The following is a 17181-nucleotide window of genomic DNA, read 5'->3' as shown; positions in this document are numbered from 1 at the left end:
TTTAGATTCTATATAAATTTTATATTTATATTTTCTATTTTTGCATCGAAAACAAAACACACACAATTATGATTAAAAATTATGGAGCACTCTTCATACTACTTCCCATGTCTTTTTTTGCCAAGGGTAATAGTGTGAATGGTAGTCACTTATCTCAATCTCGTGCATATTCCAGGCCCATCTCTGATACTCTTACCAGCGAAAAGATTATCACTTTTAGTAAAAATGCACCATTATTGATTCCGCAAAAAAATAAGGGAAAGTATGGTTATATTAATCATTCTAGTCGTATGGTAATTCCTGCAGAATACGAAATTGCTATGTTTTTTGCTGAAGATTGCAACCTTTTAAACTCTGAAAATGAGAACGCTAAAAGTTTTGGCACAGCGGAGTATGCTACTGTAGAAAAAAATAAAATATCCTACAGAATTGATAAAAAAGGTAAAAAAGTTTATCAATATGATAATTCACATTTAGGAAAATGTACATCTGCGTATAAAAAGCAAAATTTTAAAGCATATAAGGAAAACGGACTATATGGTATTATAGAAGAGGTGAAAATTAATAACCAGATGCCTTACAACAAATTGAAATTGGCGCCGAAATACGATCTCCTTTTTATTTTGCAAAGTGAAGATCAAAATGATCCGATGATTATAGCAGTGCTCAATAACAAGTTTGGGATAATAGATATTAATAATAATATTATCATTCCGTTTATGTATTCGGATATTAAACGAAATTTTAGCTGGAAACTTGGAAAAATGTTTGAGGTGACGAAAGATGATAAGAATTATTATTTCGTAGACGTGAATAATAAAGCCTATTAATATAGAATATTTTTGTATTTTCGTAGTTGAAATTAAAGGGGTGCTTTTCAATAAAGGCTGAGATTATACCCAATGAACCTAGAACAGGTAATGCTGTTTAGGGAATTTTTTTAGTATGTAACAATTTACCAATTTGTAGATTAAACAATTTTTTGGTAATTGATAGATTTATAAATTGTTACATTGCTTATAATCACCCCTTTTATTCCATTAAATTTTAAAAATTTATAAGAATGAAAGGTTTATTTTTTTTAGGACTTACCGCAAGTTCATTTTGTTTTGCACAAACACAAAAAACAGATTCTATTATCAGTAAGGATATAGAGGCCATACGCTTTACCAAGCGGCTTCCTGTCGCCAAGGAAATCATTAATGTAAAGAAGGTTTTAGATTCTAAAAACTTAGGACAAGATTTACCTATTTTGATGAAAAATCAAACGTCTATTATTTCGACTTCTGATGCAGGAAACGGAGTAGGATATACAGGTTTTAGAATTCGTGGAGTAGAAGCAAGAGGTATTAATGTAATGATGAACGGAGTTCCCATCAATGATTCCGAAAGTCAGGGAACTTTCTTCGTCAATGTTCCAGATCTTACAAGCTCGGCTTCTCAAATCGTTATTCAGCGTGGTGTAGGAACTTCTAGCAATGGCGTTTCTTCATTTGGAGCAAGTGTAAATGTAATTTCTAATAATCCAGAAGAGCATTTTTATGTAAAAACCGACGATAGCTACGGATCTTTTGGAACTTATAAATATTCGGGAGAAATTGGAACGGGAAAATTTTGGAAAGACCGACTTTCTCTTATGGGAAGATACACCCATATCCATTCTGATGGATATATAGATCGTGCTTTTGCTGACCTTAATTCTTATAATTTTACCGCATTATTTGAAGACAAAAAAACGAAAATAAGATTTATGGCATTTGGGGGAAAAGAAAAAACGTACCAAGCTTGGAATGGTATTGATAGAGCAACTTGGGACTCTCAACCCAAAACTAATCTTTCTGGAGCGATATATGATACGGACTGGCAAAATGTAGTAGGCTTTTATGATAATGAAACCGATAATTATAGACAAAACCATTATCAAATGATGTGGCAACAAGGCTTTAATGATCATTGGAATTTAGAAACTACTTTACATTATACCAAAGGAAAAGGATATTATGAAAATTACAAACAAGACAATAAATTTTCCAGATACAATCTTCCTAATATTATAGATGATTCCTCAATTATAAAGAGTTCAGATTTTATTAGAAAAAAATGGTTGGATAATGATTTTTATGGAGTCGTATCCAATTTGTACGGAAAGTTTGATTCAGTAGATTTGAATTTCGGATTAGTTGCCAATCAATACAAAGGTGATCATTTTGGAAGGGTAACTGATGTTATTTTTCCTCACATAAAAGATCATGAATATTATTTTAATCAATCTCGAAAAGATGAAGTAAGTGGTTTTGCAAAAGCTTTGGTGAAAATAAATGATTTTGAAATTTTTGGAGACCTGCAACTAAGAAATATCAACTATAAAACTACTGTACTTTTGGCGGGTGATGACGAGGGTGCTGACTTGGATAAAAAGTGGACTTTCTTTAATCCTAAGGCCGGAATTAATTATAAAATAAAAGCTGGGAAAATATTTGTATCCTACGCTTTGGCTCAAAGAGAACCGAATCGTGATGATCTGATGGCAGACAACAATCTGAAAGTAGAAAAACTGCATGATTTCGAGGCTGGTATAGAAAAGCAATTTGGCAAAGTATCTTTTACTACCAATCTATATTATATGTACTACCTCAACCAATTGGTGCTGAATGGACAGATCAATAATATTGGAGAATTTATAAGAACCAACTCAGGAGAAAGCTACAGGAGAGGAATTGAAATCGGTGCTTTGGCAAAATTATCCAAACAATGGGAGTTGTCAGGTAATGTGAGTCTTAGCCAGAACAAAAATATAGATTTCAAATCTGAAAATGCAGCTACTATCAATACATTGGGAAATACATCCATTTCTTTTTCGCCAACTATTATTGCTAATATCAATTTAAAATACAATCCTACAGAAAATTTCCAATTCGGACTATCTAATCAATATGTCGGGAAACAATATCTAGATAATACAGAATCTTCAAAATTGCAATTGTCAGATTATCTTCTTACCGATTTTAATGCGCAGTATCAGTTTAAAATCAATAAAAATGATATTGCTCTGAAATTACTTGTCAATAATATATTCAACCAAAAATACGTAAACAACGGATACGTTTACGATCATAATCCTATCTATTTTGCGCAAGCAGGAACTAATTTTATGTTCGGGATTAGTTGGAAAATTCAGTAAAAACTAAAGGAATTGGTAAACTCTTTTTTGAGATTGAATTTTAAATTTAAATATTTTTAAAATGCGTTTTATGTATATTTTCATTAAAAATAAATATATTTAAAACTCACGAAAAAGTTATAAATTTGCGTCCAAATGAATATTTCTGCTTGTATCCTCAATTATCTCAAACAATTTGGAACTGTAATAGTTCCGAAGTTTGGCGTGTTTTCTATGGAGAACACCAAGGCAATTCTCAACTCTGAAACAGGAAGTATACTTCCTCCCTCTACAAAAATTAGTTTCTACCCCGATTATCAGGCAGTTTCTAATGATTTGTTGCAGTTCATTATTTCAGAAAAAGGGATAACAAAAGAAGCCGCGGAAAACGAATTGCAAATTCAGGTAGATTTTTGGAAAAAGAAAATACAATCGGATCAAACTTTAGAAATTCAGGATTTAGGAAGCTTTTTCTTGGAGGAAGGCGATTTGCATTTCAAGGGAAATAGGTTGGCAACAGATCATCCCGATTTTTATGGTTTAGAAGAAATCAAATTTGCGGATATTCACCAAGGCAATACATCAGAAAAAATACAAAATACAGAGAAAGATTATAAACTAGGAAAATCCATCTTATGGCTATTTTTAGTCATAGTGCCTGTATCTGCAATTGGGTATTTTGGTTTTACACAAAGAGAATTTCTGTTTGGTAAAAAGTCTTTTGATGAGGTATCCATCAAAACCAAAACTCAAAGAATAGAAAAAGTAGCTCCTATCAAGATAGATTCTACATTAATAAAGAAAGCAGATTCTATAAAAATAGATTCTATAAGAAAGGATTCTATCCTAAAAGCAACCCCAAAAGTTATCAACCCCAAAACTCCTTACAAAAGAAGATCTAAATGGCAAAAGTAAAAACAGCATCAGAATCGCTAACGATCATGACGAATATTGTTCTCCCGAACGATACCAACCAACTCCGAAACCTGTTTGGTGGAGAATTATTAGCGAGAATGGATAGATGTGCTTCTATCTCTGCTACTAGACATTGTGAAAGAAGAGTGGTAACAGCTTCTGTGAATCATGTATCGTTCGATCAGCCAATCCCAGAAGGTGGAATTGTAGTGATGGAATCTAAAGTTTCTAGAGCATTCTCTACTTCTATGGAAATTTATGTAGATGTATGGTTGGATGATCCTATCAATCATAAAAAAGTACAAACTAATAAAGGGATTTATACTTTTGTGGCGGTAGACGAGTTCAATAGACCAATACCAATCCCAGATATGGTACCAGAAACAGAGCTAGAAATAGAAAGATATGCAGCCGCATTAAGAAGGAAAGAACTTTCTCTTATCTTATCTGGTAGAATGAACCCTTTGGATTCTGTAGAGCTTAAAAAACTATTCAGCGAGCCTCAAGAAGAAAAATAAAAGATATTGCACTGATTATAAGTATCACTACTAACTCTAAAACCGATAACAAAAGTTGTCGGTTTTTTATTGCTTCCTCCTCAGAATTTTCTAAATATGAATCTAATGAATTGGGTGTTTTCAGCTTGTAAATATAAAACGAAATTAGCAGTAAAATAATGGCGCTTATTATTGGTTCTAACCAAAGTGTATTTTTAGGTCCGAATGCATCTGGATTGCTTCCTGAATAATGTGTTGGAACAGTTTCTGGAATTTTGTTGAATATAATTGATAGAATCAAAAAGTGAATGATTACAATTGCAAAACTTGAATAAAGAAATACTACACTTATTTTTGATGGTTTCATCATGTGGATTTTTAACAAAAATATATATTTTTAGAATCAATTTTTCAGTCTTCAAGTGTTAAATTTGTATTGTTTTAAACAAGATCAATTTACACTCATGAAAATTCTACTTTTAGATAAAAATCATCCTTTAATTACCGAGCAACTTTTAGCCAAAAACTTTGTGCTAGAAGAAGATTTTGCTTCCTCTTACGATGAGGTTTGCGAGAAAATACATCAATATGATGGGGTAATCATTAGGAGTAGAATTCCTTTGGATGCTCATTTTTTAACGAAAGGTAAAGACCTAAAATTTATTGCTAGAGTAGGCGCAGGTATGGAAAATATCGATATTCCTGTGGCTGAAAAGTTAGGAATTAAATTGATCAACTCTCCAGAGGGTAATAGAGATTCTGTAGCAGAACATGTAATTGGGATGCTTTTGGTGCTGATGAATCGTTTGTTTATTGCTTCACAAGAGGTAAAAAACGGAATTTGGCTTCGCGAAGAAAATCGTGGCGATGAATTGTTGGGGAAAACTTTTGGGCTTATTGGTTATGGAAATATGGGAAAAGCTACGGCAAAAAGACTTTCGGGTTTTGGTTGCAAAGTTATTTTCTACGATATCTTACCTAATATTGCAGACGAATATGCAGAACAAGTAAGCTGGGAAGAATTGAAAAATTCCGCACAAATTATTAGTATGCATGTTCCTCTTACAGAGAAAACCCATTATATGATTGATGAGAAATTCTTCCAAGACATGAAACACGATTTTTACTTTGTAAATACTGCAAGAGGAAAAAATGTGGAAACGAAATACCTCGTTGAAGCTTTGAAATCTGGAAAAGTGAAAGGAGCTTGCCTAGATGTTATAGAATACGAAAAATCATCCTTCGAAAATATAGAAGTTGAAAACGAGGACTTCACTTATCTTTTGCAATCTGAGAAAGCGCTTCTTACGCCACATATTGGAGGATGGACGCACCAAAGCAAAGAAAAATTAGCACAGTTTATTGTAGATAAGATTTTGGCTTCTTTTGTAGTATAATGATATTTTAATTATGTTAAATAATTCACAATTTATCGCGCTCAATCTCATTTGATATTGAGTTTTATTAAATTGCCATTCATTTTTTGAAACCCCCATGAAGAAGTTTAATCTTATCCTTGCTACCACTATATCTTTGTTCTTTTTTTCTTGTAAAGATAAATCTGCAAATAAAGAATCTAAAGTACAAAGTACTACCAATCTGCCCAACTACGGAAATGTAGATTTAGACAAAATATTTACACCTTCGGAAGTTACCCTTTCTAATAAGGATTATATCGTCAATTATATAGATCAGTACTACAAAAAAGTATGGGATGCAGGCGATCTAAGTGGTGGATTGCTTGTGGCAAAAGGAGATCAAATTTTATACGAGAATTATAGAGGATTTGCAAGAGAAGGCAAACAAATGCCGATTAACAAAAATACAGCTCTACATGTAGCATCAGTATCCAAAACAATGACGGCAATGGCGATGCTAAAATTGGTAGAAGCTGGGAAAATACAACTTTCAGATCCTATCACTCAGTATTTTCCAGGATTTCCTTATCCAGAAGTTACTGTACAAAGTTTGTTGTCGCAAAGAAGCGGTTTACCCAAATACGAATATTTTATTACCAAAATTACTCCTGCGCCAGCAGAATTATCCAAACCCTTTATTACCAACCAAGATGTGCTGAATATGATTATCCAGTACAAACCACAGTTGGCAAGACCTACTAACACGGGTTTTATGTATTGTAATACCAATTTTGCGTTGTTGGCTTTATTGATAGAAAAGGTGACCAAAACATCTTTCCCACAAGCAATGCAAGAGATGGTATTTACTCCTTTGAAAATGAAAGATTCTTATATTTTTCAGGAAAAGGATATTCCTACAGCTGCACAATCTTTTTATACAGTGGGCAACAAATTGTATCCGCTAGATCGTCTAGACCTTATCTATGGCGACAAAAATGTCTATACAACGCCTAGAGATTTGCTTAATTTTTCTAAAGCAATGTATTCTAAAGATTTTCTAAAACCAGAATTGATGGATATGGTTTTTCAGCCTTATAGCAATGAAAAAGCAGGGATGAATAACTATGGATTGGGGTTCCGAATGAAAATTTTTGATAATGGAGAAAAACTAACATACCACAATGGTTGGTGGCATGGTACCAATTCGGTATTTGCCCATCTATTAAAATCTAAAGTAACCATTATCGCTATCGGAAATAGATATTCTGGTAGAGTATATACTGCTTTGGCACTTTCTAGTTTGTTCGAAGATTTTCCTGCACAAAGAGATAAGATTCTCAGTGTGATGAATGATAGCCAAGATACTTTGAAATCCGGAAATGAAAGTTTCGGAGAATAATGTTTAATTTTGCGTAAATATTTTCATGAAAAGATTTCTTCTCTTATTGGTTTTTGGTCTTATTTTGCACTCTTGTGCAAGGGTAGGATCTCCTATTGGTGGTACGAAAGATACCTTAGCTCCCAAATTTTTGAGTTCTAATATTGATACTACAAGAATTAATGTTCGAAGAGATATTAAAGAGTTGAGAATAGATTTTGATGAATATATAACCCTAAAAGACATCAACAAAAATCTAATAATTTCGCCACCGATTAAAAATATTACAAGAATTTTACCTTCTAATATTGCTAACAAATATTTGGTTATACAATGGTCTGATACGCTACAAGCAAATACGACTTACAACTTTAACTTCGGAAATTCGATCGTTGATAATAACGAAAGCAACATCCTTAGATATTATAATTTCGCTTTTTCTACAGGAGAAAAACTAGACGATTTGTACGTAGCTGGTGATGTAAAAGATGTTTTGAATATCAAAAAACAAAATAGCGGTGAAAATAAAGTAGTAGTAGGTTTGTATCAGGTAAAAGATACTATAAATTACAAACAAAAACCCTATTATATCTCCAAAGTAGATGATGATGGATATTTCGAACTAAATTATCTCTCTCCGGGAAAGTATAGAATTCTTGCATTTGATGATCAAAATGAAAACTCTATATTCGATTCTGGAAAAGAAAAAGTAGCATTTACAAAGGAGTTGTTGGATATAGATAAATCTATATCTGGCATGAAGTTGAGTCTCTATCCTACTAAAAGCACAGTGAAATACGACCAAATGAAAGAAATTGAAGGAGGTATTATTATGACGTTTTTAGGAAAACCAAAGGAAGTTAAAATCAACTCACTAAATGAGAAATTAAAAGACTATAAAGTAACGCATAATGCATACTCTGATTCTGTAAGGATATGGTTTGATGCTGTAAAAAGTGATATCGGACAAACTGTAACAGAGAATTTGAAATTCACTTATGAAGCAGATACGCTAAAAGGTCCAGCCTCTTTATTTTATAAATACAATTCTAAAAATAAGATGGATCTAAATAGTGATAATGGTGGAGCATTGTTACCTCCAAAAACTGAATTTAAAATTGTTTCTAATTATATTTTAGACCAGATACAACCGGAAAAATGGACACTGAAAGTAGATAGTTTAACGACGCAGGAGTTCACTGCAAAGATTTCTCCTACCAATCCTTATCAGGTTCTCATCAGTTCGGATTTTGTTCCAGGAAAAAAATATCAACTTACAATACCAAAAACTACCGCTTCCTCATATTACGAAAAAAATGCCGAATCCAAAAGATTCGATTTTGAGGCTGATAAGATTGAAAATTATGGAAGCATAGAATTTACGATTTCTAATGCACCAAGTAGCAGCTATTGGTTACAGTTGCTAGATTCATCCGAGAAAGTGGTGTACCAACAATATACTAAAGGCAATAGTGTGAAATTTGGTATTATAAAGCCGGGAGAATACATTGCGAAAATTTTGGTAGATAGTAACGAAAACAAAAATTGGGACGAAGCAGATTTTGCCAAAGAAATTTTTGCTGAAGATTCTTATGTTTTCTACAAAATGGTAATCGCGAGGCCTTTGTGGGAATCCAAGGAAGATTGGGATCTTACTGATAAAAGGGTTTTTGATGGTATTAAAGCAACAGCTAAACCCAAAAATGATAATGATAATTCTTTGAATCAAAATTCAAAGGAATTTAATCTGAATAACCATAGAAACTTTAATAATACAGGGCAATTACAACCCATAAGATAATGAAAACGTTTAAAAAAATACTACTGTGGACTTTTGTGTCATTTGCGTTGATACAATTTATACCAATAGATAAAGTGAACAAACCAGTAGATCGTACCACCAACTTCGTGGATGTGCAAAAATCTCCAACGAAGGTTAAGGAACTTCTAAAACGAGCTTGCTACGATTGTCATTCTGATGAGACAGTATACCCGAAATACGCTTCTATAGCGCCTATCTCATGGTCTATTAAAAACCATGTGAATGAGGGTAGAAGAAGATTCAATCTCTCTACCTGGACTACTTATAATCCCTATCTAAAAGATAATATAGTAGATGGTACGATACAAGCTCTGAAGAATAAAAATATGCCATTGCCAGGCTATTTGGTGTATCATGATGAAGCCAAACTTACGGATGCCGAACGTGCCTTATTGATTGCGTATTTTGAAGAATTGCAGAAGACAAAGAAATACTAAATTCTTACATAAAAATACCTCACATAATGAGTTTCTTCAGTGATAAAGACTTTATAATGTGAGGTTTCATAATGTTTATATCCAAAAATTATGGATTCAGATATTCATTGAAAAATATTTTCTGAGAATCGAAAGCTAGGTCATCTAGTGAAATATCTTTCATCGAAATCCATACAGTTTCGGATATTTCTGCCAGTTCCAAACTTACTTGGAATTTTTCGGGAACAGTATACTCGTAGAACAAATCAATGGTATTGTAGTCTATTTCTTTGTACTGATATACATTGGGTAGACTGGTAAGATATTTTAGCATGCTTGTATCAACATCCAGCTGTAGTTCTTCAAAAAGTTCTCTTTTGCAAGAATGTTCAGCACTTTCTTTAGGATCTACAAAACCTCCAGCTAAATCCAATTTGCCTTTTTTAGGCTCTTGGTTTCTTCGAGTAAAAAATATTTCATTTTCACAACGTATCACTACCGCTACCGCGCCTGCCACATTATTATACAGATTAAAATTACAAGACGGGCAGTTCCATTTCTTTTCGCCATCCCATTGCAATGTCTCTTTTCCACAGCTAGGGCAGTATTTTAGTATTTTCATTATACAGTTTTGGCTTTGTTTCTTGGGTGATAATTTAAAATTACATCCCTCAATTCTTCAGTTTTCAAATGCGTATATATTCCGGTAGTTGTAATGCTAGAATGTCCCAACATTTCTTGGATAAACCTTAGGTCGGCACCATTTTGAAGCAAATGCGTTGCGAATGAATGTCTAAAAGTGTGAGGAGAAATCTTCTTGCTAATTCCTGCCTTATCCGTAAGTTCTTTGATGATTATAAATATAATCACCCTAGACATAGAGGTTCCACGACTGTTTAGGAATAAAATATCTTCAAATTTTTTGTTGATTTTGTTTTTAGCTCTTACTTCTACAATGTATCTTTGAAGTAATTGTGCGGTATAATCTGCTAATGGTACAAATCTCACTTTATTCCCTTTACCTACTACTTTGATGTAGTTTTCTTTGAAGTTAATATTAGAAATTTTAACATCAATAAGTTCAGATACACGGAGACCACACCCATATAATACCTCAATAATACTATGGTTACGCTGTCCTATTTCTGTACTATCATCTATGGCATCAATAATTTTGTTGATGTCTGATAGGCTCAGAGTATCTGGAAGGTATAGTCCTAATTTTGGACCTTCCAATAGCGAAGAAGGATTATCCGTACGCACTTCATCTTCTAAAAGATATTTAAAAAATGCCTTAATAGAGGAGATCCATCTTGCCTGAGATCTTTCGCTAAATTTTAGTTTAGACAACTTAAAAATATACTCCTGCAAATTGTCATAAGAGATAGTGTCTGGCCCAATGCCTTCTAGCTGCTCTTCTGCGTATTCTTTAAGTTTTTTAATGTCTCGAACATAAGCGTCGAGTGTGTTTTCTGAAAAATTTCTTTCGAATCTAAGAAATATTTCAAAATCTTTAATTTTTTCATCCCAAGTCATTGTGTTTTATTTTTTATAATTCATTTTCAGAAACTTGCACTATTTCAATATGATGGTTTTTCAAGAACGCTATTCCTTCATCGTCCGAATAGGCATTGATATAAACAAGCCTCGAAATGCCAGCTTGTAATATTAGTTTGCTACATTCTTTGCAGGGTGATAACGTAAGATATAACGTTGCCCCTTTGGCAGACTGTGTAGAACCTGCCAGCTTCAATATAGCGTTTGCCTCTGCATGGAGTACGTACCAATGTGTTTTCCCATCAGCGTCTTCACAGCAGTTCTCGGTACCAGAAGGAGTACCATTGTAACCATCTGAAATAATCATCCTGTCTTTTACCACAAGAGCTCCTACCTGTTTTCTCTCGCAGTAGGAAAGTTTTGCCCATTCGAGAGCCATTTTTAGATAAGCTTTGTCAAACTTATTATACATCTGCATCGGTTTGTTTTTTTTCGAAATAATTTTAAAAATGATAATTAGAAGTTAGGCTTTCTTTTTTCTAGAAAAGCAGAAACTCCTTCTTTCTTATCGTTTAGTTCAAAGAGTTCACCGAAACTTTTAATCTCAGTTTCAAAACCCTTATCCGTGTCAGATAGATTCGTTGCTATAATCGCTTTAGAAATAGCCATCGGAGAATTATTGCTAATGGTCTTGGCTAGTTCTTTTGTTTTAATTAATAATTCAGTGATAGGGAAAACCTCATTTACCAACCCGATTTCCTTTCCTCTAGATGCAGAAATCATTTTTGCAGAAAAGATCATTTCGTTGGCGAGTCCTTTTCCTACCAATTTTGGTAATCTTTGTGTACCACCATATCCTGGTATAAGACCCAAGGTCACTTCTGGTAACCCAAGTTTAGCATTATCGGAAGCGTATCTGATGTGGCAACTCATCGCAAGTTCTAACCCTCCACCAAGTGCGAAACCGTTGATGGCTGCAATGACGGGTTTGGATAAGTTTTCAATTTTATTAAATACAGAAGCTTGCCCATTGATGGCTAATTGTTCTGCTTTCTCTTGATCAAAATCTATAAACTCTTTAATGTCCGCACCTGCCACGAAGGATTTTTCACCACTTCCAGTAATGATGATAACCCTTACTTCTGTATCTTTCTCTAGTTCATCTAACGCAATACTCAGTTCTTTTATTGTAACAGCGTTTAAAGCATTTAAGCTTTCGGGTCTATTGATCGTGATTGAAGCTATTTTTTCTTCTTTTGATAATAATATATTATGATAAGCCATACTAGTTCTTAAGATTTTACACTCTGCAAATTAATGCTTTTTTAATAAATAATGAAGAAAATTTTGATAATTCTTAAAAATATATGAATTATTTAATCACTATTTCATATGATTCATCATATTAGAGTCGATATTAATTTTCAACCCTGATGCTACTTTCATGCCAAGCTCTATATTTGCTCTGAAGAAATGACACATTTGCCTGTTGATGATATCATTTCTCTTCGGTCCGTCTATTTTGCTCATGCTTCCAATGATGTTATTCACAAGATTTTCTCTATCTTTTTCGTTTAATGCCTTGGTGTAAAGTAAGCCTGGTTGTGTGTAATGATCGTTATCGTTTTCATTGCGGTTGTAGTTGGCAACGCGGCTATTGTCCAATTCGTAATCCAAATTTTTATAAGCACTATCTGCTACGGTATCATCAAAGCTATTCGGGAAATAATTGGGTTGATCTTGGTATAATGAGGAATCTGCCATATAGCCATCTCTTTGATAATTATTAACAGCAAATGGACATCTGTTTACTTCCAATTGATGAGCATTAACGCCAACTCTATAACGATGTGCATCCGGATAGGAGAACAATCTACCTTGCAACATTTTATCTGGAGAAAAGCTAATTCCATTAATCAAGTTGCTAGGTGAAAACGTAGATTGCTCTACATGTGCGAAGTAGTTGACAGGAATTTCATTCAGTTCCATTTCACCAACTTCAATAAGTGGGAAATCTTCTTGAAACCATACTTTCGTAATATCAAAAGGATTCCATCTAAACTCTTTGGCTTGCTCTTCTGTCATTACTTGGATGTACATAGTCCATTTAGGAAATTCGCCATTATCTATTGCATTACAAAGATCCTCTTGTGCATAATCGGGATTTTCTCCAGCCATTTTCGTTGCTTCAGCATCAGTAAAGTTTTTGATGCCTTGTTTAGATTTAAAATGAAACTTTACCCAAGTCCTATGGTTATCTTCATTAATCATAGAAAAAGTATGAGAGCCAAAGCCATGCATATGTCTATAACCTTGTGGTGTTCCTCTATCCGACATCAAGATTAAAACTTGGTGAAGAGATTCGGGATTCAGACTCCAAAAGTCCCACATCATGGTTGCACTTTTCAGATTGGTCTTTGGAACTCTTTTTTGGGTATGAATAAAATCGGGGAATTTCTTTGCATCCTTAATAAAGAACACTGGGGTATTGTTTCCTACCAAATCCCAATTGCCCTCTTGTGTATAGAATTTCAAAGCAAATCCTCTAGGATCTCTTGCCGTATCAGCACTTCCTTTTTCTCCACCTACAGTAGAAAAACGAGCAAACATTTTGCAAGTATTCCCTATTTGTGAGAAAATTTTTGCTTTGGTATATTTTGTAATATCATGGGTAACTGTAAACTTCCCGTAGGCACCACTACCTTTGGCATGTACTATCCTTTCTGGTATTCTTTCCCTTACAAAGTGGGCCAAGTTTTCTTGTAGTATAAAGTCTTGCAACAATACAGGACCTCTTGCTCCTACGGTTTGAGAATCTTGGTGCTCGTAGTATGGGGCGCCACTACTTGTCGTCAATTTTTTAGAATTCATATTATATGTTTTGAATTTTGTTTTTTTAATGATGATAAAGTTTTGCTATTAAAAGCTTCAAAATAAATTTAAAAATTTTTATAATTAGTTATTACAAAAACATTATATCTTTGTAATAGATAATATTAATCAATGAACATTCAGCAATTAGAATATCTTATCGCTGTAGATAAGTACAAGCATTTTGGTAAAGCTGCACAAGCCTGTTTTATAACCCAACCTACATTAAGTGCAATGATACAAAAGTTTGAAGACGAACTAGATGTCAAAGTTTTTGATAGAACTACGCATCCCATTCGTACAACGGACGTTGGGTTACAAATTATAGATCAAGCCAAGGTGATCATTGAGTCTGTAAATGAGCTTAAAAACAAGGCTAATTTACTGAATAATATCTTAGGAGGAACCATTAATCTCGGAATTATTCCTACCGTTTCTTCATTTATCCTTCCTACAGAGATTTTTAGTTTTTTGGAGCAAAACCCTAAGATTAAAATGAATGTAAAAGAAATGACTACTGATAATCTTATCAAAGCTCTAAAGGCAGGAGAATTGGATGCGGGTATTATTTCTACTCCATACGAGACTGCTGGGGAATTCTATAGAGATTTCCTTTTCAATGAAGAACTGATGGTTTATAGCTCAGATACTACAGATGCCGAGAAGAAGAACAGTTTTGTTATTCCAGAAGAGATCAATACAGAGAAAGTTTGGCTGCTAGAAGAAGGCAATTGCTTGAGAAATCAGTTTGAAAATATTTGTCACCTAAAAGAAAATCGTCTAAAGCCAAAAAATCTAGAGTTTACCGCTGCAAACATTCATACTTTGGTGTATATGATAGATAAAGTAGGAGGCATCAGTGTTTTACCAGAGTTAGCACTCAATCAGCTTTCTGGAGACCAAAAGAAAAAAGTATTTAGATTCAAAAAACCTTATCCTTTCAGAGAAATTAGCATTATCTATTACAAACCTACTTTTAAGCAAAAGATTATTGATGAGTTATCAGAATTCATTAGAAATTCCCTTGCTAATACATTGAATTACAACGAAAATCCAAAAGATTTTGTAAACATAAAACCATAATTGATTGGTACTTTATCAATCAATGTGAAGAAATAGACATTTATCATATAAAAGTTTTGAGTATTAAAAAAATAGTACTTAAATTTGCTGAAGTTTATTAACGAGGAAAAATTTGACCTGATTGCAACCTCTCTAAAAAATCGCTAAAACAGTAATTCTTTTTAGCTATTTTGGGCAATTCATCATTTTTTTCTTCATTTATTTTAATTTAAAAAATACAAGAAAAATATGTCTTATTTATTCACATCTGAATCTGTTTCAGAAGGGCATCCAGATAAAATTGCCGACCAAATTTCCGATGCATTAATTGACCATTTTTTGGCATACGATAAAGCTTCTAAAGTGGCATGCGAAACACTGGTAACTACTGGGCAAGTGGTATTGGCAGGTGAAGTAAAATCTGATGCTTATCTAGATGTACAAAACATTGCAAGAGACGTTATCAATGGTATTGGATATACAAAAGGAGAATACATGTTCAATGGAGATTCTTGTGGAGTAATCTCAGCAATCCATGAGCAGTCACCTGATATCAACCAAGGAGTAGATAGAATAGCTGCAGACGAAAGTTTCGAAACCAAAGCCAACGCACAAGGTGCAGGTGACCAAGGGATGATGTTCGGGTACGCTACCAACGAAACGGCAAACTACATGCCTTTGGCATTAGATTTGGCTCACACAATCTTGAAAGAGCTTTCTGCTCTAAGAAGAGAAAATACCGAGATTCCTTACCTTCGTCCTGATGCAAAAAGCCAAGTAACTATTGAGTATTCTGATGATCACAAACCAGTAAGAATAGATTCTATCGTGGTTTCTACTCAGCATGATGATTTTGCTCCAGAACAAGAAATGTTGGAAAAAATTCGTGAAGACATCAAAAATATTCTTATTCCTAGAGTGGTTGCAAAACAAACTTTGGAAATACAAGCATTATTTAATGATGAAATTAAATATCACATCAATCCTACAGGGAAATTCGTGATTGGAGGACCTCATGGAGATACGGGTCTTACAGGAAGAAAAATCATTGTAGATACTTATGGTGGAAAGGGTGCGCACGGAGGCGGAGCGTTTTCTGGTAAAGATCCATCAAAAGTAGATAGAAGTGCAGCGTATGCTACCAGACACATTGCAAAAAACTTGATAGCAGCAGGTATTGCTGACGAAGTATTGGTTCAGGTTTCTTACGCAATTGGTGTTGCAGAACCTTGTGGATTGTACATTAATACTTACGGTACAGCTAAAGTAGACATCAATGATGGGGAAATTGCTAAAGTAGTTTCAACTATTTTTGATCTTCGTCCTTATGCAGTAGAGCAAAACTTGAAATTGAGAAACCCTATTTATCAAGAAACTGCTTCTTACGGGCACATGGGAAGAGAGCACTATATTGCAGATAAAACCTTTAATAAGGGACAAAAGAACGAGCTTACTCTTACAGGACTAGAATTCTTTACTTGGGAAAAATTAGATAAAGTAGAAGCTATAAAAGCCGCTTTCGGAGTTTAATACTTTCTTAGTTACTATATATACTGCTTTATCCTACTTGTGATAAAGCAGTTTTTTTAAATTTACATTCTAAATACAATATCATGAAAAACTTTTGTTGGGTTCTCGCTTTTGGAGTAATGGTGGTGATGAGTAGTTTTGCGAAAGCTCAGCTCACAGTACACAAATTGGTAAATGTAGGTTACGTATACCAAAACCAAAGCTTTGGTGAAGTAGGAGGAAAATTGTTATTTCTAAAAAATGATGATATGATCTATCGTCTAGGTGCTTCTGCATTGATGGGTTCTACCCATTCGAAATATGCCATTATGCCAAAAATACAAGCTGATATCCTGTTGAACTTCGAAAAAAATGTAGATTTCTATCACTCTTATTATTTCTTAGCAGGTGTGGAAGGAACTAACAAGTATGTAGCTCCAAAAATTGGTGTCAGCTTATTCGGGATTCTAGATCTTACGGGAGGTTATGCTTTCCCTATTTCAAATCTAAACGGAAAAGAACTAAAAGGATTAAATATCAATTTTACACTAAATATCCCAACTACCTTCTTACACGATATGCTAAAGTAGAGTTTAATTATAAATAGTATATAAAATAATAACAAATTGTTAACAGTTATTAATATTTTATATATATTTACGGCATAATTTTTATTTATCGAGAAGACTTTACTTT

At 33.6% G+C, this 17181-nt stretch carries 17 protein-coding genes and 1 riboswitch; of the genes, 11 read left to right on the top strand and 6 right to left on the bottom strand.

From position 1 onward, the window contains the following. Positions 1-68 precede the first annotated feature (68 nt). From ACKI42_RS11955 to ACKI42_RS11940, 4 genes are all read left to right on the top strand, one after another. On the top strand, positions 69-830 hold the full coding sequence (locus tag ACKI42_RS11955; RefSeq protein ID WP_407405733.1) for a WG repeat-containing protein: 762 nt from the start codon (positions 69-71) through the stop codon (positions 828-830). Positions 831-856: 26 nt separating this feature from the next. Beyond that, positions 857-951, top strand: a riboswitch (TPP riboswitch). Between the two features lie 112 nt (positions 952-1063). Continuing rightward, complete coding sequence (locus tag ACKI42_RS11950; RefSeq protein ID WP_407405731.1) at positions 1064-3181, top strand: TonB-dependent receptor; 2118 nt, start codon at positions 1064-1066, stop codon at positions 3179-3181. 135 nt (positions 3182-3316) lie between these two features. Beyond that, complete coding sequence (locus tag ACKI42_RS11945) at positions 3317-4075, top strand: hypothetical protein (RefSeq protein WP_407405730.1); 759 nt, start codon at positions 3317-3319, stop codon at positions 4073-4075. Continuing rightward, positions 4063-4593 (top strand): acyl-CoA thioesterase, encoded by a 531-nt coding sequence (locus ACKI42_RS11940; RefSeq protein WP_407405728.1) that lies wholly within the window; start codon positions 4063-4065, stop codon positions 4591-4593. The genes ACKI42_RS11945 and ACKI42_RS11940 overlap by 13 nt, the downstream gene beginning before the upstream one ends. On the opposite strand, the gene ACKI42_RS11935 is transcribed toward ACKI42_RS11940, so the two are convergent. Then, complete coding sequence (locus ACKI42_RS11935) at positions 4568-4942, bottom strand: DUF1648 domain-containing protein (protein ID WP_407405726.1); 375 nt, start codon at positions 4940-4942, stop codon at positions 4568-4570. The genes ACKI42_RS11940 and ACKI42_RS11935 overlap by 26 nt on opposite strands. A 94-nt stretch (positions 4943-5036) precedes the next feature. Here ACKI42_RS11935 and ACKI42_RS11930 point away from each other — a divergent pair, with 94 nt between their 5' ends. From ACKI42_RS11930 to ACKI42_RS11915, 4 genes are all read left to right on the top strand, one after another. Beyond that, a complete protein-coding gene (locus tag ACKI42_RS11930; protein ID WP_407405724.1) occupies positions 5037-5969 on the top strand; it encodes a 2-hydroxyacid dehydrogenase in 933 nt (310 codons plus the stop codon). A 97-nt stretch (positions 5970-6066) separates the two neighbouring features. Then, positions 6067-7329, top strand: a complete 1263-nt coding sequence (locus ACKI42_RS11925; RefSeq protein ID WP_407405722.1) for a serine hydrolase domain-containing protein — start codon at positions 6067-6069, stop codon at positions 7327-7329. A 25-nt stretch (positions 7330-7354) separates the two neighbouring features. Continuing rightward, positions 7355-9109, top strand: coding sequence for an Ig-like domain-containing protein (locus tag ACKI42_RS11920; protein ID WP_407405720.1), 1755 nt, complete (start codon positions 7355-7357; stop codon positions 9107-9109). Continuing rightward, positions 9109-9567 (top strand): heme-binding domain-containing protein, encoded by a 459-nt coding sequence (locus tag ACKI42_RS11915; RefSeq protein WP_407405718.1) that lies wholly within the window; start codon positions 9109-9111, stop codon positions 9565-9567. The genes ACKI42_RS11920 and ACKI42_RS11915 overlap by 1 nt, the downstream gene beginning before the upstream one ends. 88 nt (positions 9568-9655) lie before the next feature. On the opposite strand, the gene ACKI42_RS11910 is transcribed toward ACKI42_RS11915, so the two are convergent. From ACKI42_RS11910 to ACKI42_RS11890, 5 genes are all read right to left on the bottom strand, one after another. Next, complete coding sequence (locus ACKI42_RS11910; RefSeq protein ID WP_407405716.1) at positions 9656-10168, bottom strand: NUDIX hydrolase; 513 nt, start codon at positions 10166-10168, stop codon at positions 9656-9658. Next, positions 10168-11082, bottom strand: a complete 915-nt coding sequence (xerD, locus tag ACKI42_RS11905) for a site-specific tyrosine recombinase XerD (RefSeq protein WP_407405714.1) — start codon at positions 11080-11082, stop codon at positions 10168-10170. The genes ACKI42_RS11910 and xerD overlap by 1 nt, the downstream gene beginning before the upstream one ends. A 13-nt stretch (positions 11083-11095) precedes the next feature. Further along, entirely contained in the window at positions 11096-11521 is a 426-nt protein-coding gene (locus ACKI42_RS11900) for a deoxycytidylate deaminase (protein WP_407405712.1), read from the bottom strand. 38 nt (positions 11522-11559) lie between these two features. Then, positions 11560-12327, bottom strand: a complete 768-nt coding sequence (locus ACKI42_RS11895; protein ID WP_407405710.1) for an enoyl-CoA hydratase-related protein — start codon at positions 12325-12327, stop codon at positions 11560-11562. 99 nt (positions 12328-12426) lie between these two features. Further along, on the bottom strand, positions 12427-13914 hold the full coding sequence (locus tag ACKI42_RS11890; RefSeq protein WP_407405708.1) for a catalase: 1488 nt from the start codon (positions 13912-13914) through the stop codon (positions 12427-12429). Positions 13915-14046: 132 nt separating this feature from the next. Between ACKI42_RS11890 and ACKI42_RS11885 the strand changes: the two genes are divergently transcribed. From ACKI42_RS11885 to ACKI42_RS11875, 3 genes are all read left to right on the top strand, one after another. Beyond that, a complete protein-coding gene (locus tag ACKI42_RS11885; RefSeq protein ID WP_407405706.1) occupies positions 14047-14997 on the top strand; it encodes a hydrogen peroxide-inducible genes activator in 951 nt (316 codons plus the stop codon). Positions 14998-15225: 228 nt separating this feature from the next. Further along, positions 15226-16506, top strand: a complete 1281-nt coding sequence (metK, locus tag ACKI42_RS11880; RefSeq protein WP_407405704.1) for a methionine adenosyltransferase — start codon at positions 15226-15228, stop codon at positions 16504-16506. A gap of 83 nt (positions 16507-16589) precedes the next feature. After that, on the top strand, positions 16590-17075 hold the full coding sequence (locus ACKI42_RS11875) for a hypothetical protein (protein ID WP_407405702.1): 486 nt from the start codon (positions 16590-16592) through the stop codon (positions 17073-17075). Positions 17076-17181 lie beyond the last annotated feature (106 nt).

Source organism: Chryseobacterium sp. (assembly GCF_045629545.1).
Taxonomy (GTDB): Bacteria; Bacteroidota; Bacteroidia; order Flavobacteriales; family Weeksellaceae; genus Chryseobacterium.
Note: the sequence above shows the minus strand (reverse complement) of the source record. Positions and strands in the feature narration are given on the sequence as shown.